At 61.6% G+C, this 24,560-nt stretch carries 28 protein-coding genes and 1 riboswitch; of the genes, 25 read left to right on the top strand and 3 right to left on the bottom strand.

Annotation, left to right across the window (positions count from 1 at the left end):
* Positions 1–49: 49 nt before the first annotated feature.
* From rsgA to hslO, 8 genes are all read left to right on the top strand, one after another.
* Complete coding sequence (gene rsgA / locus GTO89_RS11000; protein WP_161262125.1) at positions 50–961, top strand: ribosome small subunit-dependent GTPase A; 912 nt, start codon at positions 50–52, stop codon at positions 959–961.
* A complete protein-coding gene (gene rpe, locus GTO89_RS10995; RefSeq protein WP_161262124.1) occupies positions 958–1,620 on the top strand; it encodes a ribulose-phosphate 3-epimerase in 663 nt (220 codons plus the stop codon). Before rsgA ends, rpe begins: the two co-directional genes overlap by 4 nt.
* 57 nt (positions 1,621–1,677) lie before the next feature.
* Positions 1,678–1,793, top strand: a riboswitch (FMN riboswitch).
* Positions 1,794–1,927: 134 nt separating this feature from the next.
* Positions 1,928–3,106, top strand: a complete 1,179-nt coding sequence (gene ribD, locus GTO89_RS10990) for a bifunctional diaminohydroxyphosphoribosylaminopyrimidine deaminase/5-amino-6-(5-phosphoribosylamino)uracil reductase RibD (protein ID WP_328793906.1) — start codon at positions 1,928–1,930, stop codon at positions 3,104–3,106.
* The gene (locus GTO89_RS10985) at positions 3,088–3,762 is read left to right on the top strand and encodes a riboflavin synthase (protein ID WP_161262123.1); all 675 of its coding nucleotides are present in this window, start codon (positions 3,088–3,090) and stop codon (positions 3,760–3,762) included. The genes ribD and GTO89_RS10985 overlap by 19 nt, the downstream gene beginning before the upstream one ends.
* Positions 3,763–3,774: 12 nt before the next feature.
* The gene (locus tag GTO89_RS10980; RefSeq protein WP_161262122.1) at positions 3,775–4,968 is read left to right on the top strand and encodes a bifunctional 3,4-dihydroxy-2-butanone-4-phosphate synthase/GTP cyclohydrolase II; all 1,194 of its coding nucleotides are present in this window, start codon (positions 3,775–3,777) and stop codon (positions 4,966–4,968) included.
* A 49-nt stretch (positions 4,969–5,017) separates the two neighbouring features.
* Positions 5,018–5,488 (top strand): 6,7-dimethyl-8-ribityllumazine synthase, encoded by a 471-nt coding sequence (gene ribH, locus GTO89_RS10975; protein WP_161262121.1) that lies wholly within the window; start codon positions 5,018–5,020, stop codon positions 5,486–5,488.
* Positions 5,489–5,492: 4 nt separating this feature from the next.
* Complete coding sequence (locus GTO89_RS10970) at positions 5,493–6,428, top strand: bifunctional hydroxymethylpyrimidine kinase/phosphomethylpyrimidine kinase (protein WP_161262120.1); 936 nt, start codon at positions 5,493–5,495, stop codon at positions 6,426–6,428.
* A 36-nt stretch (positions 6,429–6,464) separates the two neighbouring features.
* Positions 6,465–7,370 (top strand): Hsp33 family molecular chaperone HslO, encoded by a 906-nt coding sequence (gene hslO / locus GTO89_RS10965; protein ID WP_161262119.1) that lies wholly within the window; start codon positions 6,465–6,467, stop codon positions 7,368–7,370.
* Positions 7,371–7,505: 135 nt separating this feature from the next.
* On the opposite strand, the gene rpmB is transcribed toward hslO, so the two are convergent.
* Entirely contained in the window at positions 7,506–7,697 is a 192-nt protein-coding gene (gene rpmB / locus GTO89_RS10960; RefSeq protein ID WP_161262118.1) for a 50S ribosomal protein L28, read from the bottom strand.
* 152 nt (positions 7,698–7,849) lie between these two features.
* On the opposite strand from rpmB, the gene GTO89_RS10955 reads away from it, so the two are divergent.
* Genes GTO89_RS10955 through GTO89_RS10935 form a run of 5 tightly spaced genes read left to right on the top strand, consistent with a single transcriptional unit; the run spans position 7,850 to position 12,808 of the window.
* A complete protein-coding gene (locus GTO89_RS10955) occupies positions 7,850–8,059 on the top strand; it encodes a DUF1858 domain-containing protein (protein WP_235920405.1) in 210 nt (69 codons plus the stop codon).
* A gap of 34 nt (positions 8,060–8,093) precedes the next feature.
* A complete protein-coding gene (locus tag GTO89_RS10950) occupies positions 8,094–8,453 on the top strand; it encodes an Asp23/Gls24 family envelope stress response protein (RefSeq protein ID WP_161262117.1) in 360 nt (119 codons plus the stop codon).
* The gene (locus GTO89_RS10945) at positions 8,431–10,110 is read left to right on the top strand and encodes a DAK2 domain-containing protein (RefSeq protein WP_161262116.1); all 1,680 of its coding nucleotides are present in this window, start codon (positions 8,431–8,433) and stop codon (positions 10,108–10,110) included. The genes GTO89_RS10950 and GTO89_RS10945 overlap by 23 nt, the downstream gene beginning before the upstream one ends.
* Before the next feature lie 4 nt (positions 10,111–10,114).
* Positions 10,115–12,634 (top strand): ATP-dependent DNA helicase RecG, encoded by a 2,520-nt coding sequence (gene recG, locus GTO89_RS10940; protein ID WP_161262115.1) that lies wholly within the window; start codon positions 10,115–10,117, stop codon positions 12,632–12,634.
* A 33-nt stretch (positions 12,635–12,667) separates the two neighbouring features.
* Complete coding sequence (locus GTO89_RS10935) at positions 12,668–12,808, top strand: small, acid-soluble spore protein, alpha/beta type (RefSeq protein ID WP_161262114.1); 141 nt, start codon at positions 12,668–12,670, stop codon at positions 12,806–12,808.
* 102 nt (positions 12,809–12,910) lie between these two features.
* On the opposite strand, the gene gpr is transcribed toward GTO89_RS10935, so the two are convergent.
* On the bottom strand, positions 12,911–13,900 hold the full coding sequence (gene gpr / locus GTO89_RS10930) for a GPR endopeptidase (protein WP_161262113.1): 990 nt from the start codon (positions 13,898–13,900) through the stop codon (positions 12,911–12,913).
* Positions 13,901–14,024: 124 nt separating this feature from the next.
* Between gpr and rsmD the strand changes: the two genes are divergently transcribed.
* The 3 genes from rsmD to GTO89_RS10915 are packed head-to-tail and all read left to right on the top strand — an operon-like array spanning position 14,025 to position 15,657.
* The gene (gene rsmD / locus GTO89_RS10925) at positions 14,025–14,618 is read left to right on the top strand and encodes a 16S rRNA (guanine(966)-N(2))-methyltransferase RsmD (RefSeq protein WP_161262112.1); all 594 of its coding nucleotides are present in this window, start codon (positions 14,025–14,027) and stop codon (positions 14,616–14,618) included.
* Entirely contained in the window at positions 14,615–15,121 is a 507-nt protein-coding gene (gene coaD / locus GTO89_RS10920; protein WP_161262111.1) for a pantetheine-phosphate adenylyltransferase, read from the top strand. Before rsmD ends, coaD begins: the two co-directional genes overlap by 4 nt.
* 17 nt (positions 15,122–15,138) lie before the next feature.
* A complete protein-coding gene (locus GTO89_RS10915) occupies positions 15,139–15,657 on the top strand; it encodes an ATPase (RefSeq protein ID WP_161262110.1) in 519 nt (172 codons plus the stop codon).
* 72 nt (positions 15,658–15,729) lie between these two features.
* Here GTO89_RS10915 and GTO89_RS10910 read toward each other — a convergent pair whose 3' ends face one another.
* The gene (locus tag GTO89_RS10910; RefSeq protein WP_161262109.1) at positions 15,730–16,914 is read right to left on the bottom strand and encodes a nucleoside recognition domain-containing protein; all 1,185 of its coding nucleotides are present in this window, start codon (positions 16,912–16,914) and stop codon (positions 15,730–15,732) included.
* 138 nt (positions 16,915–17,052) lie between these two features.
* Between GTO89_RS10910 and GTO89_RS10905 the strand changes: the two genes are divergently transcribed.
* From GTO89_RS10905 to fabG, 9 genes are all read left to right on the top strand, one after another.
* Positions 17,053–18,243 (top strand): acetate/propionate family kinase, encoded by a 1,191-nt coding sequence (locus GTO89_RS10905; RefSeq protein ID WP_161262108.1) that lies wholly within the window; start codon positions 17,053–17,055, stop codon positions 18,241–18,243.
* Between the two features lie 79 nt (positions 18,244–18,322).
* Positions 18,323–18,868, top strand: coding sequence for a YceD family protein (locus GTO89_RS17685; protein ID WP_161262107.1), 546 nt, complete (start codon positions 18,323–18,325; stop codon positions 18,866–18,868).
* A 15-nt stretch (positions 18,869–18,883) separates the two neighbouring features.
* Complete coding sequence (rpmF, locus tag GTO89_RS10895) at positions 18,884–19,063, top strand: 50S ribosomal protein L32 (protein ID WP_161262106.1); 180 nt, start codon at positions 18,884–18,886, stop codon at positions 19,061–19,063.
* Positions 19,064–19,243: 180 nt separating this feature from the next.
* Positions 19,244–19,816, top strand: coding sequence for a transcription factor FapR (gene fapR / locus GTO89_RS10890; RefSeq protein ID WP_161262105.1), 573 nt, complete (start codon positions 19,244–19,246; stop codon positions 19,814–19,816).
* Between the two features lie 13 nt (positions 19,817–19,829).
* Positions 19,830–20,837: a phosphate acyltransferase PlsX gene (gene plsX / locus GTO89_RS10885; RefSeq protein WP_204758216.1), complete on the top strand. Its 1,008-nt coding sequence runs from the start codon at positions 19,830–19,832 to the stop codon at positions 20,835–20,837.
* Positions 20,831–21,826 carry a beta-ketoacyl-ACP synthase III gene (locus GTO89_RS10880; RefSeq protein ID WP_170294477.1) on the top strand — a complete coding sequence of 332 codons (996 nt, stop codon included), beginning with the start codon at positions 20,831–20,833 and terminating at the stop codon, positions 21,824–21,826. Before plsX ends, GTO89_RS10880 begins: the two co-directional genes overlap by 7 nt.
* Before the next feature lie 110 nt (positions 21,827–21,936).
* The gene (fabK, locus tag GTO89_RS10875) at positions 21,937–22,836 is read left to right on the top strand and encodes an enoyl-[acyl-carrier-protein] reductase FabK (RefSeq protein ID WP_235920413.1); all 900 of its coding nucleotides are present in this window, start codon (positions 21,937–21,939) and stop codon (positions 22,834–22,836) included.
* Positions 22,837–23,748, top strand: coding sequence for an ACP S-malonyltransferase (fabD, locus tag GTO89_RS10870; RefSeq protein ID WP_161262102.1), 912 nt, complete (start codon positions 22,837–22,839; stop codon positions 23,746–23,748).
* A gap of 48 nt (positions 23,749–23,796) precedes the next feature.
* Entirely contained in the window at positions 23,797–24,543 is a 747-nt protein-coding gene (fabG, locus tag GTO89_RS10865; RefSeq protein WP_161262101.1) for a 3-oxoacyl-[acyl-carrier-protein] reductase, read from the top strand.
* Positions 24,544–24,560 lie beyond the last annotated feature (17 nt).

Below are 24,560 nucleotides of genomic sequence, written 5' to 3'. Positions count from 1 at the left end.
GGGCACAAGTAAGGTCCAAGAGTAAGGTGGAGTAATGGAGGAGCCTCGTTTGAACCAAAGGGAGACGGAAGGAACGATCATCAAAGGATACAGCGGTTTTTACTATGTCCTCGCCGACGGCAGGCTGTACACCTGCTCCTTGCGGGGAAAGCACCGGCTGAAAGGCGATGACCGCGTCTTTTTGCCTGGCGATCGAGTGCGCCTTTGCGTGATCGAGGGGGAAAAAGGGGTCATTGAAAGGACCCTCCCCCGGCGGAACGAACTGCTGCGACCGCCGGTGGCCAATGTGGACCAGGTGCTGCTGGTCTTCGCCCTGGCGTCGCCCGACCCCGATTTTGTCCTCGTCGACCGGTTGCTCCTCCTGGCCGCTCATGCCGGCATCCGGCCCGTCCTCGTCTGGAACAAGGCGGACATCGCGCCGCCGGAACGGGTCGCCCAGGTTCAGGCCCTCTACAAGGCACTCTCGATCGATCAGTTTGTGCTCTCGGCTCGCCAGGGTGACCATTTGGAAGGGCTGAAAGATCTTCTGGAAGACCGGATCTCCGTTGTGGCGGGACCGTCGGGGGCGGGCAAGTCGACCCTGCTCAATGCCCTTGCGCCGGGCCTTTCCCTCAAGACGGGCGATGTGAGCGTCAAGATCGGCCGTGGACGTCACACCACCCGCCATGTGGAACTGATCCAACTGGCCTCAGACGCCCTGGTCGCCGATACGCCGGGCTTTTCCACCCTCTATCTGCCCGATCTGCCGGCTCAGGATTTGGCCGAGTTTTTCCCGGAGATGGCAACCCATCTGGGCCATTGCCGCTTCGCCGACTGTCTCCACCGGACAGAGCCCGATTGCGCCGTCATCGAGGCGCTTGAAGCGGGCCGGATTCACCGGCAACGCTACAACCACTACCTGATGTTCCTGAATGAGTTGATCGAGCGGGAACGGCAAGCCCCGAAAGGAAGAAAATCATGACGATCAAGATTGCGCCGTCGATCCTGTCGGCCGACTTTGCCCACCTGGGCGCCCAGGTGGCCGCCGTTGAAGCGGGCGGCGCCGAGTACCTGCACATCGATGTGATGGACGGTCACTTCGTGCCCAACATCACCATCGGCCCCCTCGTTGTCGCCGCCCTGCGCGAGCGCAGCCAGATGGTCTTTGACACCCACCTGATGATTGAGAATCCCGACCGGTACATCCCCGATTTTATTCGCGCCGGTTCCGACCTGATCACGGTCCATCAGGAGGCCTGCGCCCACCTGCACCGCACCCTGTCGCTGATCAAGGAAAAGGGCGCCCGGGCCGGTGTGGCCCTCAACCCGGCGACGCCCTGGCAGAGCCTGGCCTGTGTCCTCGATATGGTCGATCTCGTCCTGGTCATGTCGGTCAACCCGGGCTTTGGCGGTCAGAAATTCATCAACAGCGCCCTGACCAAGATCGAAGACTTGGCCCGATGCCGCCAGGAACGGGGTCTGGCCTTTGAGATTCAGGTTGACGGCGGCGTCAACAGGACGACAGCGCCTCAGGTCGTCCAGGCGGGCGCCGATGTTTTGGTGGCCGGTTCAGCCCTCTTTGGCGCCCCTGCTCCGCAAGCCGAGGTGGCATGTCTGCGGGCGGCGGCGCTCACCCTTTGACAGGATTCGCGTCCATTGGTATAATCAATCACAACATCCCAATCACAATTGAATCAGTGTTTTCCTTGGGGAGGGGTGCAATTCCCTACCGGCGGTAAAGCCCGCGAGCCCTTCGGGGCAGATCCGGTGTGATTCCGGGGCCGACAGTACAGTCTGGATGGGAAAGGGAAACAAAAAGGCGGCTGTCGGTGGATCAGGCAGCTTGTCCTTACTTTGTCCTGCCATTGCTAAGGTTTCGGTCAAAGTGTTGTTTCTGTATCCCCGGGGAAACTAACCCCGGGGTTTTTCGTTTTCTTGGAGAGTGGTGGTGATTGTATTGATGATCGAAGATCAGGCCTTTATGGGCCGCGCGCTGGAACTGGCCGCCCTGGCCTTGGGGCGGACGAGTCCCAATCCCGTCGTCGGTTCGGTGATCACCCAGGGAGGGCGCATTGTCGGAGAAGGATATCACCAGAAAGCCGGCACGCCCCATGCGGAGGTCCACGCCTTGCGCCAGGCCGGTGAGGCTGCCCGCGGCGGGACCCTTTACGTCACCCTCGAACCGTGCAACCATCATGGCCGAACCCCCCCTTGCACCGAAGCGATCATCGCTGCCGGCGTCACGCGGGTCGTCGCCGCTGTGCCCGACCCCAACCCCCAGGTGGCGGGCACGGGCTTTGCCAGGCTGCGGGAGGCCGGGATTGAGGTGGAGGTGGGGGTGATGGCTGATGCGGCCACGGCCATCAACCAGTCCTTTTTCACCTGGGTGACGCGCAAGCGCCCCTGGGTCCTGCTCAAGTGGGCCATGACGGCCGATGGAAAGATCGCGGCCGCTTCCGGCGACAGCCGCTGGGTCAGCGGCGCAGCGGCGCGGGGCAAGGTCCACGAGTGGCGCCAGCGACTGGATGCCATCCTGGTCGGCATCGGCACGGTGCTGGCCGATGATCCCCAGTTGACCGTTCGCCTGTCGGAAAGGGCCGATTCGAACGATGGCCCGGTGGAAGCGGCGGGGAAGGCATCGCTGCGGCGGAACCCCCTCCGCGTCATCGTCGACAGCGCCGCCCGGACGCCGGTGACGGCAAAGGTCCTCTCGCCGGAGGCGAAGACCATCATCGCCGTCACCGAGGCGGCGCCGGGGGAGCGGGTGTCAGCGCTGGAGCAGGCGGGCGCATCGGTCTTGTCCTGTCCCGCTGACGTCGCTGGTCGAGTCGACTTGACCTATCTGTTGAACCGGCTGGCCTGTGATGGCGTCACCTCGCTGCTGGTAGAAGGCGGCGCCTGCGTCCACGGCGCCTTTTTGGACGCAAACCTGGCTGATCAGGTGGCTGTCTTCCTCGCGCCGAAGATCGTCGGCGGAGAAGGGGCGCCATCGCCTGTGGGCGGGACTGGAGCGGCCCTCATGGCGGGGGCTCGCCCTTTGCAAAAATGCGCCATGACCCCTGTCGGTGACGACTGGCTGCTTGAAGGGGTGTTGCAGGAGGTGAGGCCGTGTTTACCGGAATCGTAGAGGAACTGGGCGTCGTTCGGGCCATCGCCCGGGGCGCGCGCTCAGCCAAGCTTGAAATCGAAGCGAAAACAGTCGTCGGAGATGTCAAACTGGGTGATTCCATCGCTGTCAACGGCATTTGCCTGACCGTCGTCCGTTTTGACGGGAACGGTTTTACGGCCGATGTGATGGCCGAGACGCTCGATCGCACCGCCCTGGCCGAGCTTCGACCGGGACACCGGGTCAACCTGGAGCGGGCTGTCCGCGCCGGCGATCGACTGGGCGGACATATCGTCTCGGGCCATGTCGACGCCGTCGGCGTCATCGGCGGTCAGGAGCGCGTCGACATCGCCGTCGTCACGGAGATCGCCGCGCCGCCGGAACTGCTGCGCTATGTCATCCCGAAGGGTTCCATCGCCATTGACGGCATCAGTTTGACTGTCGTCGATGTCTTTGACGCGGCCTTCACTGTATCGTTGATCCCCCATACGGCGGGGCTGACGACGCTGGGGCTGAAGAAGCCCGGACAGAAGGTCAACCTGGAGGCCGACGTGATCGGCAAGTATGTGGAACGACTGCTCACAGGCCGGATTCCCTCGGCCGAATCGGGCGGCGCCGGGGCGGGGGGGAAAGCATCCCCTCTGACCCGTGAGTTTTTGCTGGAAAATGGATATTGAGAGGTGAGTCCCATGGCATTCAGCACGATCGAGGAAGCCATTCAGGACATTCGCGACGGCCGCATGATCATCGTCGTCGACGACGAGGACCGGGAGAATGAAGGCGACCTGTTGATGGCATCCGAAAAAGCCACGCCGGAAGCGATCAATTTTATGGCGACCTATGGCCGGGGCTTGATCTGCGTTCCCATGACGGGAGAACGGCTCGATGCGCTGGAGATCCACCCGATGGTGCGGGACAATACGGACCGCATGCAGACGGCCTTTACCGTTTCCGTCGACGCCACATCGTGCACCACCGGCATCTCGGCTTTTGAGCGCCACCAGACGGTTCAAATCCTCCTCGACGCCAAGACAAAGCCCGAAGACCTGCGCAAACCGGGCCATATCTTCCCCTTGCGCGCCCGGGAAGGCGGCGTGCTGGTGCGGGCGGGACACACGGAAGCCGCTGTCGACCTGGCGCGGATGGCCGGTCTCTATCCGGCCGGCGTGATCTGTGAGGTCATGGCCGATGACGGCACGATGGCCCGTGTTCCCGAACTGCTTCCCTTTGCCGAAAAACATAACATCAAGATCATCACCATCGCCGATCTGATCGAATACCGTCGCCGGACGGAAAAACTGATCCGGCGGGTGGAGACGATCAAGCTGCCCACCAAGTACGGCGATTTTACGGCCGTCGCCTATGAGAGCCTCCTCGACGGCGAAGGCCACCTGGCCATCGTCAAAGGGGAACGGCAAGACGACGAGAAACCTGTTCTCGTCCGGGTCCACTCGGAATGCCTCACCGGCGATGTGCTCGGCTCCAAACGCTGCGACTGCGGCGACCAGTTGGCCAGCGCGCTGCGGCGGATTGAAGAGGAGGGCCGCGGCGTCGTCCTCTACATGCGCCAGGAGGGCCGCGGCATCGGCCTGGTCAATAAGATCCGCGCCTACAAACTCCAGGATATGGGCGCCGACACCGTTCAGGCCAATGAGATGCTCGGTTTCCCCGCCGACCTGCGCGATTACGGCACCGGCGCCCAGATCCTCGCCGACCTGGGGCTGAACAAGATCCGGCTCATGACCAACAACCCGCGCAAGATCAAAGGGCTGGAAGGCTATGGTCTCTCCGTCGTCGAACGGGTGCCGATCGTCATCGACTGTGTGCCCGAAAACGAGCGCTACCTGAAGACAAAGGAAGAAAAATTGGGTCATATGCTCTAAACCAGCAGACTCATCCCATGATTTTAGAAGAGAAGGAGTCGATCCATCCATGGCAGGCACTGTCTATGAAGGTCATCTGATCGGCCAGGGATTGAAATTCGCCATCGTCGTATCCCGCTTCAACGAATTCATCTCCTCCAAGCTGCTTTCCGGCGCTCAGGACGCCTTGCAACGCCACGGTGTAGCGGAGCAGGATGTCCATGTCGCCTGGGTGCCCGGCGCTTTTGAGATCCCCCTGGTGGCCAAAAAGCTCACCGCCAAGGGCTATGACGCCGTCATCTGTCTCGGCGCTGTGATCCGAGGCGCCACACCCCATTTCGACTATGTCTGCAGCGAGGTGTCCAAAGGGGTCGCCCAGGTGGGCCTCCAATCGGGCGTTCCCACCATCTTCGGGGTGGTCACGACGGACACGATCGAGCAGGCCATCGAGCGGGCGGGCACAAAGGCCGGCAACAAGGGATGGGACGCCGCCATGTCGGCCATCGAGATGGCGAACCTGATGCGCAACATCGGTGGCTGATCCGATGCAACGGGTTCCTGCAACCATCACCGTGCAGAGCATGGTGGCCCGGGGGTTTGTCGGCAATTCGGCTGTCATCGCCGGACTCCTCGCCTGCCGGGTAGAGCCTTATCCGGTCCATACGGTCATGCTGGGCGCTCACGGCGCTGTCCGCCCCCGGCGGGGCGGCGTCGTGCCATCGCCCCTTTTCTATGGCCTGTTGCGTTCCCTGGAGGAGACAGAGGCCGACCTCATCCTGAGCGGGTATCTCGGTTCGGCCGGTCAGGGAGAGATTCTGGCTGATTGGCTTGCTCGCCGGATGGCGGCGCGAGGATCGCTCCCCTATCTGCTTGATCCGGTGCTGGGCGATGATCCCCACGGACTCTATGTCACACCGGAAGTCACCGACATCGTGCGAGAGCGCCTGCTGCCGCTGGCCCAGGTGGTCACGCCGAATCCTTTCGAGGCGTTGAAGCTGGCCGGGATGGATCCGGCGGCAACCGATCGCAGCGAAGAGGTGATCATGGCGGCGGCTCGTCGATTGTTGACCGCCACGCCAGCCTTGGGCTCCCCGTCACCGGCGCCTGGGCCCCAGTGGGTGATCGTCACCGGTTGGCGGCGAAAAAACAGTCGCATCTACGCCCTTGCCCTCGGACGGGACGAGGCCTGGGAGGTCGGCGTCGACGCCATCCCCTGGTCCGCTTACGGAACGGGCGATCTCTTCGCTGCTGTCGTGGCGGCGGGGATCTGCCATGGACGGCCTGTCCCGGCGGCCTGCGTCGCGGCGGCGAGCGCTGTGGCAGCGGCCCTCGAACAGTCTCAGAAGAGCGGCGCCGATACGGTGTTGCCGGTGGGGCTTCCCGATGTTTATCCAGCCTCGGCGGTTGAGCGGGACGTCTCTGTTCGCACAGGCGGCTGGGGCGTAACCCTGGAGCAGATTGGGCTCACTGAAAGTATGTAGACCTGCAAGGGTTGGAAAGGAAGACAGAGCACGACGATGGGTGTCACGACGAAGGGTGATGAACTGATCCGGGCGACGGCCCAGGAGGGCATGGTGCGCTTGATCTGCGCCCGGACGACAGAGCTGGCCGGCAGGGCTCGCGAACTGCACGGAACCTGGCCGGTTCCGACCGCTGCTCTGGGCCGGGCCTTGACAGCGGCGGCCTTGTTGGGGGCGCTGCAAAAAAACGATGAGAAGATGACCTTGCGCATCCTCGGCGACGGCCCCCTCGGGGCGGTGGTCGCGCAAGGGGACGCCAAGGGGCGGGTGCGTGGCTATGTGCAGCATCCCGAACTGGAACTGCCGCCGACAGCGGAAGGGAAGCTGGACGTGGGCGGCGCTGTGGGCCGTCAAGGCCATATCCATGTCACGCGGGACATGGGGCTGAAAGAAGCCTACACCGGTTCGGCGGAACTCGTCTCGGGAGAGATCGCCGAGGATCTTACGCGCTACTTCCTCATCTCTGAACAGACGCCGAGCGCCGTCGCCCTGGGGGTCCTCGTCGATGTGGACGGATCGGTCATGTCGGCCGGCGGCTTTATGCTCCAACTGATGCCTGGCGCTGATGACACCATGATCGATCAGTTAGAGGCGCGGATCGCCCGGATCGGTCCGATCAGCCAGTACTGGTCGACGGGAAAGAACGCCTGCGATCTGATGGAGGATTTGCTGGAGGGTATGGAGCCGAAGGTGCTCGCCTCCTATCAGCCGGAGTATTTCTGCGGCTGTGACCGCGAGCGGGTGGCTGTGCTCCTGAAGAGCTTGGGCGCTGATGAGTTGGCTGATATGCGCGAGACCCAAGGGGGCGCCGAGGTATGCTGCCATTTTTGCAGCCAGGCTCACTATTTTGGGCCTGATGAGTTGCAGGCTTGGGAACAGGAACTGCGGTGCAAGGCGGAGTAGTCCGCCTGCCCGCAACCTGCCTTTGAACAAGGGGATAAAGGCCAGAGCGCCGCGAAAACGCAAAAAGTCCTTTGACCTGATGGTCAAAGGACTTGACGCTTCGGGGTTATCAGCAACCACAGGCGTTGCGGTTGGTTAGACGGAACGCTGAACTTTGCCCGAACGGAGGCAGCGGGTACAAACATTCAGACGAACGGGCGCACCCTTGACAACCGCGCGAACGCGCTGGAGGTTAGGGGACCAGGTGCGTTTGGTGCGGATGTGGGAGTGACTGACTTGCATCCCTGTTTGAACCCCTTTGCCACAAATGGCGCATTTCCGTGACATGATTCCACCTCCTTGGGCTTGAAAAAAATCACTATTACAGTCTAACAGATAGATTGCCCTTTGGCAAGATCTTGGACGCGATGAAAAAGGAATTCTTGCCGCCATTGGAGAATAAGATGGCAGGAAGCAAATGATGTTAAGGGGGGGACGACTTGGGAAAGATAACCAAGGACATGTCGTTGATGGCATTGCTTCAGGAATACCCCGAAGCGGGCGAGATCCTGGCCCGCCACGGGATGGGCTGCCTCGGATGCATGGGTTCCGCCACAGAGACGATTGAAGGCGGCGCCCGGATGCATGACATTAACCTCCGTGTCCTCCTGGCGGAATTGCAGCGGTTGGAAAAGCAAGGGCCCGCTTGAGGGGCCTTTTTTTATAGGAAGGAGATGGCCGACAATGACTGTAAAAAATCCCTCTGAGATGGGCAGTGTATCGATCGCGGACGAAGTGATCGCTAATATCGCCGGACAGGCGGCGGCCGAATGCTACGGCCTGGTGGGCACGGCGCCCAAACACCTCTTCGCAGGCATCGGCGTCAATAAACGGGCTGAACATGCCGCGCGGGGCATACAAGTGAACTCGTATGGTGATTTTTCTGTATCGCTGGATCTGCATGTGATCATGGCCTACGGCGTTCGCATTCCCGAAGTCGCCCGAACCGTGATGGAACGGGTGAAGCTGGCCATAGAAACCCAACTGGGGTTGTCTGTTCGTGAGGTGAACGTTCATGTCCATGGACTCAAGATTCCCGATTAGAGAACGCTTGGACGGGCCTGCCGTAGCCGCATTGATCCAGGGCGGCGCAGGGCGTGTCGAGGCGAACCGGCAGCGGATCGATCAGTTGAACGTATTCCCTGTGCCAGACGGCGACACCGGCACCAACCTGTCCTTGACGCTGCGCGCCTGCGCCGAGGCGATCCCCGGCGGTGAAGTCCGGGCAGGTAAAGTGACGATGGCGGCGGCGAAGGGGGCCTTGCTCGGCGCCCGCGGCAATTCGGGCGTGATTTTTTCCCAGTTGTTCCGGGGCTGGGCCAAGGCGCTGGAAGACAAGGACACGGTAACGCCCCTCGATTGGGCTAGGGCCATGGAAAAGGGCGTTGAGATGGCCTATAAGGCGGTCATGAAGCCGGTGGAGGGAACAATCCTGACGGTTGCCCGGGCGGCAGCGAAGGAAGCCCTGGCGGCGGCGCGACCAGGGAGCGATCTGGACCGGATCCTGACCGCGGCCGTCACCGCGGCCCAGCGCGCCCTTGACAAGACGCCGGACCAGTTGTCCCTCTTGAAAGAGGCCGGTGTCGTCGACGCCGGCGGTCAGGGGTATGTGTTTTTCTTGGAGGGATGCCTCCAGGCCTTGCGCGGCGAGTCGGGCGAACCGATCGACTCGGATGCAATGACGCCTGTTCCAGAGGCGGTCCCTGCTGAAGCGACGGCGCCAGGCGGCCCTTCCTCAGAACGAGAACCGGCTGAGGCGGCGCCGGAACGGTTTTGCTACTGCACTGAATTCATCCTGAAAGGGCGCCAACTGCCCCTCGACGGTTTGCGGAAGCGACTGGTAGACATGGGAGACTGCCTGCTCGTCGTGGGGGATCCCGATGCGGCCAAGATCCACATACATACGGATCACCCGGGCCTGGTTTTAGAACAAGCCCTCCAGTGCGGCACCCTCCATGACATCCACATCAACAACATGGTTGAACAGGCCAAGGCCAGGGCCGCCGTCATCTCCGGAGAAGCGGTGAAAGACGAAGGGACGCGAACGCCGGTCGCGGTGATCGCTGCTGCGCCGTCGGCAGGGTGGGCGCGCTTGTTTCAGGAACAGGGGGCTGTCGCCGTCGTCGACGGCGGGACGAGCCGCAACCCCAGCGCCAACGATTGGCTGGCCGCTTTAGAGAAGGCGTCAGCCGACTTCTGCCTGCTCCTGCCCAATCACCCGAACCTGATTATGGCGGCTCGCCAGGCGGTGCAGATCTATGGCGAGGACCGGGCCGCCGTAGTGGCAACGCGCCACCTTCCCGGCGGTCTGGCGGCCATGTTGGCCTTTGACCCTGGAAAAGACGTTCGGGATCTTCAGGCCGGGATGGAAAAGGCCGGCCGGGATATTCGCTGCTTGGAGATCACCAGGGCTGTTCGCGATGCCACTGTCAATGGTGTCGCTGTTCGGGAGGGCGATCTGATCGGTCTCCTTGACGACAGCCTCATCGCCGGCGGCGTGGAGTTGAGCGGTGTGGTCCGGGAGGCGTTGACTGTGGCAGGCGGCCGATGGGAACTGGTCACCCTCTATCAGGGAGAAGCGGTCGACCCATCGGAGGTGGAAAGGCTGATCGAGGTGATCGAGGCGGCTTGCCCGGACGCGGAGGTGGAAGCGGTGACAACGGGGCAACCGCTCTACCCGTACATCATCGGACTGGAGTAAGGGCATGAAATGGCAATTGTTGTGGCAGAATCTGCGGCGGGCTGTCGACGCCGAACGCCATTGCGGGTACACCGACGGCGGCGTTATCGGCGGTTTTTCCGCCTTCGCCCGTTCCGCCCTCGCCGCTTTGCGGCGGGAAGCCGTAAACGCTCCCGGTCCCTGGGGGGCGCGGTTGACCCTGTGGGAGGGGCAACTGCAGCATTACCAGCGTCAGCCGGTCGCAGAGCGACGTCTCCTCGTGGAACAGATCTCTCAAAACCTGGCTGTTTTGGAGATGGAACTGTCGGCCCACTTGCCGGTAGCCCAACCTCTGGCGACCGAACAGGTCTTGGCGGCGCCGGGTACGGCGCTGCCCGGCAGTCGGACCTCCGTCACTGAGCCATCGGAGACCCGGCAAAGGTCAAGGGCGCCGTCAAAGACCGCGTCGCCGGACGCCCCGTCAATGGCTCCGGAGCGCTCCTTTTCCCGCGGCGGTCAGGGGCCGGGCACGGAGATCCAGTTCCTGCGGGGCGTAGGGCCCCAGCGGGCGACAACGCTGAAAAAACTGGGCATCGCGACGGTGCGGGACCTGATCTTCCACCTGCCCCACCGCTATATCGACCGCAGCCAACTGATGAGCATCGCCCAGATTCGCTACCCTGGCGATGTGACGGTGGCCGGCGTGATCCGGGCTTACCAGCAGTGGACCCCGCGGCGCGGCCTGTCGGTGATCAAGGGTCAGATCGATGACGGCAGCGGCCTCTTGCCGATCGTGCTCTTCAACCGCAAGCACTTGCCGGCCAAGTATCCGCCTGGCACGGCTGTCGTCGTCTCCGGCAAGGCCGAGTTCCGCTATGGCAAGGCGGAACTGCATGTGGAGGAGATGGAAAATCAGGCGGAGGCGGGCTTGCACACCAACCGGATCGTTCCCGTCTACCCGGCCACAGAGGGATTGAACCAGCGGTTCCTGCGGGGTCTTTTTGAACAGGTGTTGGACAGGTACGCGCCGTCGCTGATCGATCCGCTCCCGCCGCCGGTAACGGCGAAACTGAAACTGCCTGGCCTTGTAGAAGCGGTGCGCCACCTCCATTTTCCCGAGAGCCTGGAAGCGGCGGAAGCGGGACGGCGCAAGATCGCCTTCAACGAGATCTTTTTGCTGTCCACGGCTTGGCGCTATGTGCGCCGGCAGAAGCAGGGGCCGCTCCAGGGGATCCGGCACCAGCCGACAGGGGAGGAACTGGCGCGGTTTTGGTCGCTCCTCCCCTATGAACTGACGGGAGCCCAGAAGCGGGTGATCGCCGAGATCGAGGCCGATATGGAAGCGGAGCGACCGATGCACCGGCTGCTTCAAGGCGATGTGGGCGCCGGCAAAACGGTAGTAGCCGCCTCGGCCGTCGTCAAGGCCGTCGCCTCGGGATACCAGGCGGCATTGATGGCGCCCACAGAGGTCCTGGCGGATCAACATGCCATCAACTGGCAGAGTCTGCTGGCCAACATGGCCATGCCGGTGGCTCACCTGACCGGCTCCATAGGGCGTCGCCGCCGCGAGGAGATCTTGCGCGGACTGGCCGACGGCTCGATCCCGGTCGTCGTGGGCACCCATGCGCTGTTGCAAAAAGAGGTGGCTTTTCGGAGGCTCGGCCTGGTGATCATCGACGAGCAGCACCGCTTCGGCGTGCGGCAGCGGGCGATTCTGAAAGGAAAGAGCGAGGCGGCAGACCTGTTGGTGATGACGGCGACGCCCATCCCGCGCACACTGGCCATGACGGTTTATGGCGACCTTGACGTATCCATCCTTGACGAGCGACCGCCGGGGCGGCGCCAGGTGAAGACCCACCATGTGGGCGCCGACGCCTGGCCGCGCATCTACCGGCTGATCCGCCGGGAGGTCGCTGCAGGGCGGCAGGCCTATGTGGTCTGTCCGGCCATCGAGGATTCCGAGGAGTCTGATCTGGCCGCCGTGGAAGAGCGCTTCGCCACCCTGTCTCGCGATGTTTTCCCCGACCTGGAGGTGGGCATCCTCCACGGGCGGCTGAAGAAAGACGACAAGGCGGCTGTGATGGAGCGCTTTTACCGGGGCCAGTTGCACATCCTGGTGGCGACGACGGTGATTGAAGTCGGTGTCGATGTGCCTGCGGCGACGGTGATGGTCATCGAAGGAGCCGAGCGATTCGGTTTGGCTCAGTTGCACCAACTCCGGGGACGGGTGGGCCGGGGTGACGCCCAATCCTACTGCATCCTGGTGGCTGACAAGCTCTCCGAAGAGGGACGGCAGCGGATGCAGGCCATGGAGGCCAGCGACGACGGGTTCCGCCTCGCCGAAGAGGACCTTAAGCTGCGCGGTCCCGGCGAGTTTCTCGGCACACGCCAGAGCGGCATCCCCGCCTTTAAGGCGGCTGATCTGGTCCGGGACGCCGAACTGATCGAGTCGGCGAAGGAGTGGGCCCGCCGCTGGTCTGCCCATGATCCCGAGCTTCAGTTGCCGGAGAGCCGCGAACTGGCGCAACGGGTGAGGGAGACTTTTCATGGATTGGATCTGTTCTGACGGGCGATCCTAACAGGCGAGGAGGTGATCGCCTTGCCAGAACGGGATCGCGACGAACTGTCGCCCCAATTGGAAGATTTTAAAATGGAAGTGGCCCAGGAGATCGGTCTGGGCCACCGTTTTCAGGATGTGAAAAAGCAGGACAGGTCTGCCGGGGCGCCGCCGGCGAAGTGACCTAACAGCGGCAAGGACGCTGTCGTCCCCCGGCCCGGCGGGCCGGGCAACAGGAAGTAGCGAAAGCAAAGAGCGCTCCGCAAGGGACGCTCTTCGCCGTTTTTATTGCAGGTATTGGGTCCACTGGTCCGGTGTGATGGCTGGATGGAGCGCCTGGGCGATGCCGGCTGAGACGACACGGGAGGTCTGCTGGATCAGTTGATCGATCTCTTTGGGGGTCATGATCAGGTCTCGCTGAAAGGGGCCGAGCACCTCTTCGATGATCTGTTGCATCGCCTCGGGGTTGAGTCCTTTGTAGAGCCGGTAGAGGGTGGGGCTCGTCTGAAACTGCTGCATCAGTTTTTCGATGGCCTCGTGGGCGATGACGCCGGCATGACAGACCGTTGGAACACCAAGGGCGATGACGGGGCAGCCCATTGTCGCCTGGTTGATCCCGGCTCGCCGGTTGCCCACGCCCGATCCCGGTTGGATCCCTGTGTTGGCCAGTTGGATGCTGGTGGCGATGCGATCGACGGAACTGGTGGCCAGGGCGTCGATGGCAATGACCAGGTCGGGGCGGGTTTTCTCGACGATCCCTTTGATGATCTCCGCCGTCTCGATGCCTGTCAAGCCGAGGACACCGGGGGCGATGGCGCTGACGGGGCGCAAGTTGCCCGAGAGCTCTTCCGGAGCGTAGTGATGGAGGTGGCGGGTGACCAGGGTGGATTCGACCACCTTGGGTCCCAGGGCGTCGGGGGTGGCGTTCCAGTTGCCCAGGCCGACGACGAGGACAGAACTGTCAGGGCCGATGGGCAAGAGCCCGGCCAGTTCGCGAGCCAGGATGGTCGAGATGGCTTGGTGCGATTCTCGATTGTTCTCCCGCAAGGGGGGCGCGTCGATGGTCACATAGGTCCCCCGTGGCTTGCCCATCGCCTGTTCGCCCTGTTCCGAATCGACGACAACGGTGGTGACGACGACCGATTGCGGGTGTTCGCTGCGGAAGACGCGCACGCCGGGCACATCGGAGCCCATCTCCCGGCGGATGATGTCATGGGCCTCAAGGGCCATGTCCAGTCGGATGCCGAGATTGCTGTAGAGTGCGGAGCGATTCACGGCCATTCCTCCTTCTTTCCTCAATGTGCCCTGTGGGACAGCAGGCTCATTCCTCTGTTGCGGGAATTGTCGAAAGAGGGAGGCCGTGCTATAATCTGGGTAATGCGGTGAAGGGGGATTGGATGTGCGGATCATATCCGGCCAAGCCCGAGGCCACCGGTTGGTCTCCGTCAAGGGGTGGGAGACGCGGCCGACGGCCGATCGCGTAAAAGAAGCGTTGTTCAATGTGCTGGCCGGGCGTTGCCTTGAAGCGCAATGCCTGGACCTGTTTGCGGGAACGGGCGCCCTGGGCCTGGAGGCCTTGAGCCGTGGCGCCGCGTTCGTATATTGGGTGGAAAAAAATCCGGCGGCCTGTGCGACGATTGTCAAAAACATCCAGTCGACAAGACTGGATCGAGGAAAAGTGCTGAAACAGGATGTCCGGCAGGCCTGTCAGCGACTGCTCGCCGAGGGAAAGCGATTTGATCTGATCTTTGCCGACCCGCCCTATAAACGGGAACTCTGGCTCCCCGTGCTGGAGATGGCTGCCGCCGGGCTTCTGGCGCCGGAGGGCGTCTTGATCATGGAAAGCAGCCGTGACGAGGGGCTTCCCGAACAGTTCGGTTCCTTGAGCCGGAGGAAACAGGACCGCTACGGAGACACCATGATTCATTACTACCAGTGGGAGCGGTCCCCGGAACCGGATCCGGAAGAGCGCTGTGAGGAGGCCGACTCGTGACTGTTGCCGTCTATCCGGGCAGTTTTGACCCTATCACCAAAGGTCACTTGGATATTGTGGAGCGGGCCGCTCAGATTTTTAATGAAGTGATCGTCGCTGTCGCCATCAATCCCAACAAGAAACCGCTCTTTACGATGGATGAGCGTGTTGAGATGATCCGAATGGCGTCTTCCCATATCCCGAATGTGCGTGTGGAATCTTTTTCAGGGTTGCTCGTGGATTTTACGCGCAAGCAAGGGGCCCAAGCCATCGTGCGGGGGTTGCGCGCTGTATCTGACTTTGAAGTGGAGTTTCAGATGGCCTTGATGAACAAGCGCCTGTATCCGGAGGCGGAGACGGTGTTTATGGCCACCCACACCGATTACGCCTTTTTAAGCAGTTCCATGGTCAAAGAAGTCGCCTCCTTCGGTGGAGAGGTATCGGATTACCTGCCGCCGGCGGTGCTGAAGAAAATGGCGGAAAAATTCGGTGATACCGTATGGGGTAAGGCGTCGGCCAGATAGAAAGGGGAACCTGTTCGATGGAGCGAGCACAGGCATTGGAAGGGAATTCGTCCCGCTTTGGTGAAGGCAGGAGCGTTTTGCGCATCCTTGATGAACTGGAAGAATTGATTGAGACATCGACGCGCATCCCGATCACCGGCAAGGTGCTCGTGGATGATCACGTCCTTCTGGATTTCCTTGATCGCATCCGTACAGGGCTGCCGGAGGAACTGCGCCAGGCCAAATGGTTGACGAAGGAACGGCAGCGGGTGATCCAGGAAGCGGAAGCCGAGTGCCAGCAGATGATTGAAGAGACAAAGGTGTATGTAGCCAAGCTGGCCGGTGAGACGGAGATCGTCCGCCTGGCCCAACAGAAGTCGGAGGAGATTCTGGCCGAGGCGCGCCGCCAGGCCGTTGAACTCCATACTGACGCTCGCCAGTATGCCGATGATGTCCTTCGCCAAATCGAACATACCCTGACCAAGTCTGTCAGCACGGTCCGTAAAGGACGGGAAGAACTGCAAGCCCAGTGGGAGCGGGGAGAGGAAGAGTTTTAGCCTCGCGCCAGGGTGAAGAGCTACCTGTTTCAACGCAGCGGTTTTCAGCAGGGTGTCTGGGGACGCCCTTTTTTATTTTTGTCGCCAACCTTTTTGTCTCAAGGCGAACGTCCACAATGCGAGCAGGCACGCTAGGATCAGATAAACGGTTCCGGAGAAACCGGGCCAGAAAGGCCAGAGCCGGATACCAAGGATGGGAGGGATGTTGGCGGAGGCGAGCGAAGTGGGTATATAGGGCAGCCACAGGCTGACTATCGCCATGGAGAGAAGGCTTTGCGCCAGCCTAGCCAGGATATAGCGGCTCATGCGAACGCCCGTTCCGGCCAGACAAGCCGCCACCTGGGACAAGATGGAGAGTCCGCTCCAGGACAGAATCAGGGCGGTTGTGCAAAGACGTTGGGAAAGGGGGGCTTGAGCCACCGCAATCTGTTGACAGCCGATGCTCATCTCCAGCGTCCCCGACAGGAGACCCGGCGCCAGTTCCGGGCTCGCTTGAAGCGCGGGGAGCGCCCTTTCCAGCAGCGCCAGCGCAGGCGCCAATAGGCCGCCGGCCGAGAGAAGCCGGAAGGCAACGACGAAAAATATCGCATAACCGCCAATGATCAGGATGCTGTGCATCCCTTTGCCGATTGCCGCTCCCAGCGTTTCCCCGGCGGGGACGGACTGGGTCAAAAAGATGCGCCATTCCGCTTTCCAGCGGTATCGGAAGGGCAAGGAAACCGAGGAGCGCCCTTCCGGAGAGAGGCGGGCGCTGATCAGGCCGACGAGCAGGTTGGCGCCGTAGTGGGAGACCGCCAGCAGCAGTCCCACCTCGGCCGATCCGTACATGCCGGCGCCGACGGCGCCCAGCATGAACAGCGGACTGGCGTTGTTGGTGAACAGGACGAGCCGCTCGCCTTCGGCAGCCGTGAGCATGCCCTCGCGGATCAGCTGGGCTGTCATGATCGCGCCGACGGGAAAGCCTGTGGTAAACCCTACAGCGACGACGACGGCGGCGGCGCCAGGCAGGCGAAAAAGGGGCCGCATCAGCGGTTCCAAGACTGCGCCGACCAACCGGGGCAATCCCAACGCCAGGATCAGTTCGGCGACCACCAGAAAGGGAAAGAGGGCCGGCAACAAGACGGTCAACCAGAGTTGTAAACCCTCCCGCGCCGCGGAGAGTGACACGGCCGGGTAAAAGACCATGAACGGGGTCAAGAGCAGAAAGAAAACCGTCAGGATAAGCGGTCCGGGGACGAGCGGGACCAGTGAGACCATCGACAACATCCCCCCGACGAACTGTAAAATTCTGAAGATTTCGAGATAATTATCTTGACGAAATCTTCTGCTTAAGTGACAACCGTGGACCATTAGGGTATATTAAAGAAAAATGTCACAAATATAAGGAGGATCCTCATGATCGTTTTGGTTATCAACTCTGGTAGTTCTTCGCTCAAGTACCAGGTTTTTGATATGCAGAAAGAGGCGCTGCTCGCCAAGGGCCTGGTTGAACGGATCGGCCTGAACGGTTCGATCTTGACGCATCGGCCGACCGGCAAAGACCAGGTCGTCATCGAGACGGAGATCCCGAACCATGACCGGGCGATCCAACTGACCGTCGAAGCCTTGACCCATGAGGACCATGGCGTTGTCTCGTCGTTGAGTGAGATCAACGCTGTCGGCCATCGCGTCGTTCATGGTGGAGATAGATTTTCCGACTCGGTTGTCATCAACGAGAAGTCGCTGGCCGAAATCTGCGCCCTCTTTGAAGTGGCGCCCCTGCACAACCCCCCGGCGGTGATGGGGATTGAAGCCTGCTCGCACATGCTGCCCGGCGTTTCCCAGGCAGCCGTCTTTGACACGGCCTTTCACCAAACCCTTCCCAACTACGCCTACAACTACGCCCTCCCTTACGAACTGGCGCAGAAGTATTCCCTTCGCCGCTACGGTTTCCACGGCACCTCCCACAAGTATGTGGCCGAACGGGCTGCGACCATGGCCGGCCGGCCGCTGGAAGACCTGAAGATCATCACCTGCCACCTCGGCAACGGCGCCTCCATCACCGCCGTCGACGGCGGACGTTCTGTCGACACCTCGATGGGCTTTACACCCCTCGAAGGCCTAATCATGGGCACCCGTGTCGGTGATATGGATCCAGCCGCTGTTCCCTTCCTGATGGAAAAAGAGGGACTGACGACGGGCCAGCTCAATGATCTGCTGAACAAAAAGAGCGGCGTCCTCGGCGTTTCTGGCGTCTCCAGCGATTTCCGGGATTTGGAGGAAGGAGCCGCCAAGGGGGACGAGCGGTGCCGACTGGCCCTTGACATGTTCGCCTATCGTGTTAAAAAATATATTGGCGCCTATGCTGCTGTCATGAACGGTGTCGACGTCATCGTCTTTACAGCCGGTCTTGGCGAGAACTCGGCCTCCATGCGCCGGTCTATCTGCGGCGGCCTTGGCTACCTGGGCGTTCAACTGGACGAGGAGAAAAACAAGGGACGGGGCGAAGCCGATGTGTCCGCCGCCGGCGCCACCTGCCGTGTCATGGTCGTGCCGACGGATGAAGAACTGATGATCGCTCGCGACACCTACCGGCTCCTCAAATAAAAGCCGGGACAGAAGCATTGACATCCTCCCTGTGCCTTTGTATAATAATGGCTGGTTGTTTTCTAAAGAGGTGAGCTTCGTGCAAGTTGATCGGGGTTTGTTGCTCAAAGTCCGCGAACGGAATCTGACGGTTCCCCTCACTGGTCAATGGCGGGACGAGACCGACCTGGGCGGCGACCTTCGCCTAGAGGGCGCTGTCGATGTGGACGGGCTTCTCTCCCGGGAAGAAGGCGGATACCGCTTCCGCGGCAGTCTCACGACCCGGGTGGTTGGCGCCTGTGACCGCTGTATGACACCGGTGAACATGGAACTTCACGTTCCCGTTGAAGCGACCTTCACGACGGCCCCGGAGACGGATGCCTCGGAAGAAGCGGAACCAGTGGGCGAAGTCCCCAACTATCCCTTGGAAAAAGACGGGGAACTGGATTTGAGCCCCGCTTTTCATGAAAGCCTCATCTTTGCCTTGCCGATGAAGGTGTTGTGTCAGGAGGATTGCCTCGGACTCTGTCCGCGATGCGGCGCATTGCTGGCGCAGGGACCCTGTGGCTGCTCGGATGAACCGGTCGATCCCCGGTTATCCCCTCTCCAGGCCTTGTTAAGTGGCAAAGGGCGTTCCGAGACGTAAAAGGAGGTGTAGGAGATGGGTGTTCCTCAGCACCGGCGATCGAAATCGCGCAACCGGCAGCGCCGGGCGACCCAGAAACTGGAATTGGTTTCTTTTGGTCCCTGCCCGCAGTGCCATGAACCGAAAATGCCCCACCATGTCTGCCCCAGCTGCGGTTTTTACCGCGACCGGGAGGTCGGCAAAAAAGCCGAATAAGCAATCATGCATTGTTGAAAAAGGCCTATCGCGTATAGGCCTTTTTCTTTTGGGGCAAAAGGGAATAATAGGTAACGAATTGGCGCCGGGGGCTTGCGCGATCGGCCCTCTTTCGCTATACTTTTGAATTGTTAGCAGGTGCTAAGATTTTTCTTGCCGTGGAGTACAGGGGGAATTGCCATGGGGGGGCGGGAGAAAAAAGAAGCCCGTCTGGCTGCGCTGGAACAGATCGTGCAGGAAAACCCCTTCTACACCGACGGGGAACTGGCGCGCCGGCTGGGGGTGAGCATCCAGACGATCCGTCTGGATCGCCAGCAGATCGGCATTCCCGAGGTGCGGGAACGGACACGCCAGGTGGCCGCCGAGAAGTTGAAAGAGGTCCGCTCTCTCAGCAGTGAAGAGATCGTCGGTGAACTCACCCACCTGCAGCTCGGCCGGGAGGCGGAATCGCGGCTCCTCGTTACGGAAGCGATGCTCCTGCAAAACTCCGCGATCGCCAGGGGGCATTATCTCTTCGCTCAGGCCAACTCGTTGGCTGTGGCCGTTGTCGACGCCACGGTGGCGGTGACCGGCCTTTCCCGGGTCCGTTACCGGCGCCCTGTCCGTTTCGGCGAAACTGTCGTCGCCAGGGCAGAGGCGGTCCGCGTCGTCGGCGCCCGCAATATCATCCGCATCGTCAGCACGGTAAACAATGAAGTTGTTTTTTCCGGTAAATTCTATGTGACCGCACGCGATAAAATCGCTGGGACCTAAGGGGGAAATGGGATTGCGCATTGCGCTGGACGCCATGGGCGGTGATCATGCACCGGGAGAGATCGTCAAAGGCGCGATCGAGGCGGCAGAGGAACTGAACCTGCAGATCCTGCTCGTAGGGCGTCCCGACGCCATCGAGCCGCTGCTCGCAGAAGCCTCCGCCGGTGCCCGTTCGCGCATCGAGGTTGTCGCTGCGTCGGAAGTCATCGCCATGGATGAATCGCCGGCCACCGCCCTCCGCAAGAAAAAAGACGCCTCGATCGTCGTGGCGACGAGACTCGTCAAGGAGGGGCGCGCCCAGGCCCTTGTATCTGCCGGTTCGACAGGCGCTCAAATGGCGGCGTCCCTCCTTGGCTTGGGGCGCATCAGCGGCATCGACCGGCCGGCCATCGCCACGATCCTGCCCACGCTGGAGGGCGGCAAACTGCTGCTCGACGTGGGCGCCAACTCGGAGGCCAAGCCGAAGAACCTGCTGCAGTTCGCCCATATGGGCAGTGTCTATGCCGAAAGGGTGATGGGGATCGCCAACCCCCGTGTCGCCTTGCTCAACATCGGCGAGGAGGAGACGAAGGGGAACGAACTGGTCCTCGGCGCCTATGGGATGCTTCGAGAAGCGCCCTTGCGTTTTATCGGCAATGTGGAAGGTCGCGATCTCTTTTTCGGCCGCGCTGATGTGATCGTCTGCGACGGATTTGTGGGCAACGTGGTGTTGAAGTTTGGCGAGGGCATGGTCAGCGCCTTGAAGACGATGATCAAGGATGAGTTGAAAAACAGTCGCATGGCCCAGGTGGGCGCCTTTTTGGCCACACCGGCCCTGCGGGGCATGGGCAAGCGCCTCGATTACGCCGAATACGGCGGCGCGCCCCTGTTGGGGGTCAATGGGGTGTCGATTATCTGTCATGGATCGTCGAAGGCCAAAGCGATCAAAAATGCCCTGCGGGTAGCTCGTCAGGGTGTGCAGCAGAACTTCATCGCGGCCATACAGGAACATATCCCCGGAAAGGCGGAGCCGGTATGTTGAAAAAAGTAGGTATCTTGGGCACTGGTTCCTATCTCCCGGAGCGGATCATGACGAACAAGGAATTTGAGTCCATGGTGGAGACGAACGACGAGTGGATCGTCACGCGGACAGGGATTCGAGAGCGCCATGTGGCCGCTCCCGAGGAGGCTGTGAGCGACCTCGCCGCTGTCGCCGGCGCCCGCGCCTTGGAAGCGGCCGGTGTAGCGCCTGAGGACGTCGATCTGGTCATTGTCGGCAGTTGCACCTTTGACGCCTTCCTGCCGGCGTCGGCCTGTCTCGCCGCTGAGAAGATGGGCGCCCGCAAGGCTGCCGCCTTCGACTTGGAGACGGCTTGCACCAGCTTTATTTACGGCTGCGCTGTCGGCGCCCAGTTTATCGCCACCGGCATGTACCGCCATGTTCTTGTCATCGGCGCCGAGGTCTTATCGAAATTTATGAATTACGGCGATCGGAACACCTGTGTGCTCTTTGGCGACGGCGCCGGCGCGGCGCTGCTCGGACCTGTCGAGGAGGGCGGATTCCAGGCCTTTCATCTGGGCGCCGACGGTTCCGGCGGTGAACTGATCACCGTCCCCGCCGGCGGCAGCCGCCGGCCCGCATCGGCAGCGACCATCGAAGCCGGTGACCATTTTGTCAAGATGAACGGCAAAGAGGTCTACAAATTCGCCGTCCGCGTCATCGGCGAAGCCTCTCAGAAGTCCCTTGACACCGCCGGCTGGCAGCAGGAAGAGATCGATATGCTGATTCCGCACCAGGCCAACCTGCGCATCATCGAATCGGCGGCCAAGAAGCTTGGCCTGTCGATGGAAAAAGTGGCCGTCAATCTGGACCGCTGCGGCAACATGTCGGCGGCGTCCATCCCGGTGGCCCTTGATGAGGTCGTGCGCGCAGGGAAGGTGCAGGCAGGCGATCGCCTGTTGCTGGTCGGCTTCGGTTCCGGGTTGACCTGGGGGAGCATGGCCATTGAATGGAATCGGCGGCAACAGTAGGCTTTATCATTCATTATCACAGTCGTTGTTGAGTTTGGCTTAGGAGGAATCTCGTGAAAACCGTTTTGTGTGAGCTTTTGGGCATTCGCTATCCCATCCTCCAGGGCGGGATGGCGTGGGTGGCCACAGCAGAACTGGCTGCAGCAGTTTCGGAGGCCGGCGGCTTGGGCATTGTCGGCGCCGGACAGGCGCCGGCCGAGTGGCTGGACAATGAGATCAAAAAAATCAAAGCCCGCACATCGAAGCCCTTTGGCGTCAATGTGATGCTCATGTCTCCCCATGTGGACGCCATCATCGATCGGATCATTGAGCACCGCGTTCCGGTGATCACCACCGGCGCCGGCAACCCCGGCAAGTACATCCCTCGCCTGAAGGAAATCGGCACCAAGGTTATTCCCGTCGTCTCCGCTGTGGCGCTGGCCCAGCGGTTGGAGAAGTCCGGCGTCGACGCCTTGATCGCCGAAGGGATGGAGTCGGGCGGCCACGTCGGTGAACTGACGACGATGGCCCTCGTTCCCCAGATCGTCGATGCGGTCAAACTCCCGGTCATCGCCGCCGGCGGCATTGCCGATGGGCGCCAGTTTGCGGCGGCCCTCGGCCTGGGCGCTGTGGGCGTGCAGATGGGCACCCGGTTCATGTGCGCCAGCGAGTGCACGATCCACCCGAACGTGAAGACGATGGTGCTCAAGGCGAAAGACCGCGACTCTGTCGTGACCGGACGTCCGACAGGCCATCCCGTTCGAGTGCTCAAGAACAAGCTCGTTCGCCAGTTTGAAGAGTTGGAACGGCGGTCTGCCTCGGCCGAGGAGTTGGAAGCCCTTGGCGTCGGCAAGCTGCGCATGGCCATGGTGGATGGCGATGTGGAGATGGGCTCGGTCATGGCCGGTCAGGTGGCCTCCATGGTCTGCCGGGAACAAAAGGCCGGCGAGATCATCGAGGAAATTATGGCCGAAACCCAAAAGGTGCTCGCCCGCATGGGCGGCCTGGCGGCAGGAACACAGGAGGCGTAAATGGCACAGACATTGTTTATGTTTCCCGGGCAGGGCTCCCAGTTTGTCGGCATGGGCGCCGATCTGGTTCGCGATTATGCGGAAGCCCGGGAGGTTTTCGCCGAAGCCGACGACACGCTCGGTTTTTCCCTCAGCAAACTCTGCTTTGAAGGCCCGGAAGAGGAACTTCGCCTGACGGCGAACACCCAGCCGGCCCTCCTGGCCACGTCGATCGCCTATTACCGCGTGGCGGCGGCGAAGGGGATGACAGCTGACTGGATGGCCGGCCACAGCCTGGGCGAGTATTCGGCGCTCGTGGCGGCAGGCAGCCTGACCCTGGCCGAGGGGTTGCGTCTCGTGCGCCAGCGGGGGCTCTTCATGCAGGAGGCGGTGCCCGCCGGTCGCGGAACCATGGCGGCCATCATGGGTTTAGAGGCGGATGCCGTCGAGGCTGTTTGCCGTCAGGCGTCATCCGCTGCGTCGGCTGTCGTCGAACCGGCCAACTTCAACGGCGCCGGCCAGGTGGTCATCGCTGGTGACAACCTGGCGGTGGAGAAGGCGATGGAACTGGCCAAAGCGGCTGGCGCCAAGCGCGCCATTCCCTTGAATGTGAGCGCCCCCTTTCACTGCTCCCTTATGGAGCCGGCGGCGGAGCGGATGGCTGAGGTGCTCCGGGCGGCGGCCATCGCCGATCCGGTAGTCCCCCTGGTGGCCAACGTGACGGCGGCGCCTGTTCGCGACAAAGAGGCCGTGCGGGAAAACCTGATCCTCCAGGTGGACCATCCCGTCCGGTGGGAGCAATCGATCCGGTTCTTGGCCGATCAGGGCGTCGCCCGCTTTGTCGAAGTCGGTCCGGGGAAGGTGCTCGCCGGGCTGGCCCGCAAGATCATCAAAGGCGCCGATGTCCTATCGGCAGGCGATATCCAGGCCTAGGATGGGCCTGCCAAAAGGTTCTTGCATCTTAGGGGGAGAGTGGATAAAATGGGTGTAGACATGCGGGCGGCCTTGATCACCGGCGGATCGCGCGGGATCGGACGAGCCATCGCCCTCCAACTGGCGGCCAAGGGCTATGCCGTCGCCGTCAACTATGCCGGGAGCGCCGACAAGGCGAATGCTGTTGTCGACGAGATCATTGCGGCGGGAGGCAAGGCCTTTGCCGTACAGGCAGACGTATCCCAGCCGGATCAGGTGGACGCCATGATTCAGAAGGCGCTGGACGCCTTCGGACGGCTCGATGTGCTGGTGAATAACGCGGGCATCACCCGGGATAATCTGTTAATGCGCCTGAAAGAAGACGATTGGGACAAGGTTTTGGACACCAATTTAAAAGGCGTCTATCTTTGCACCAAGGCTGTCATCAAAACGATGATCAAACAGCGATATGGGCGCATTGTCAACATTACTTCCGTTGTGGGTCAGACGGGCAATGCCGGTCAAGCCAACTACGCCGCTGCCAAAGCCGGCGTGATCGCTTTTACAAAGACGGTCGCGAAAGAAGTGGGCTCCCGCAACGTCACGGTCAACGCTGTGGCCCCTGGCTACATCCAGACAGACATGACAGAAAAATTGTCAGCTGAGGTGCGGGAAACCTTTGTCCAGTCCATTCCCTTGGGGCGGATGGGGCAACCGGAAGATGTCGCGAAAGTGGTCACTTTCCTGGCTTCTGAAGATGCGGCATACATCACCGGCCAGACGATCAACGTCGACGGCGGATTGGTCATGGCCTAGTATTTAAAGGAGGTGAA

Source organism: Heliomicrobium gestii, from assembly GCF_009877435.1.
Classification (GTDB): Bacteria; Bacillota; Desulfitobacteriia; order Heliobacteriales; family Heliobacteriaceae; genus Heliomicrobium; species Heliomicrobium gestii.
The sequence above is the reverse complement of the archived record's forward strand: the minus strand, read 5'-3'. Positions and strand labels throughout refer to the sequence as shown.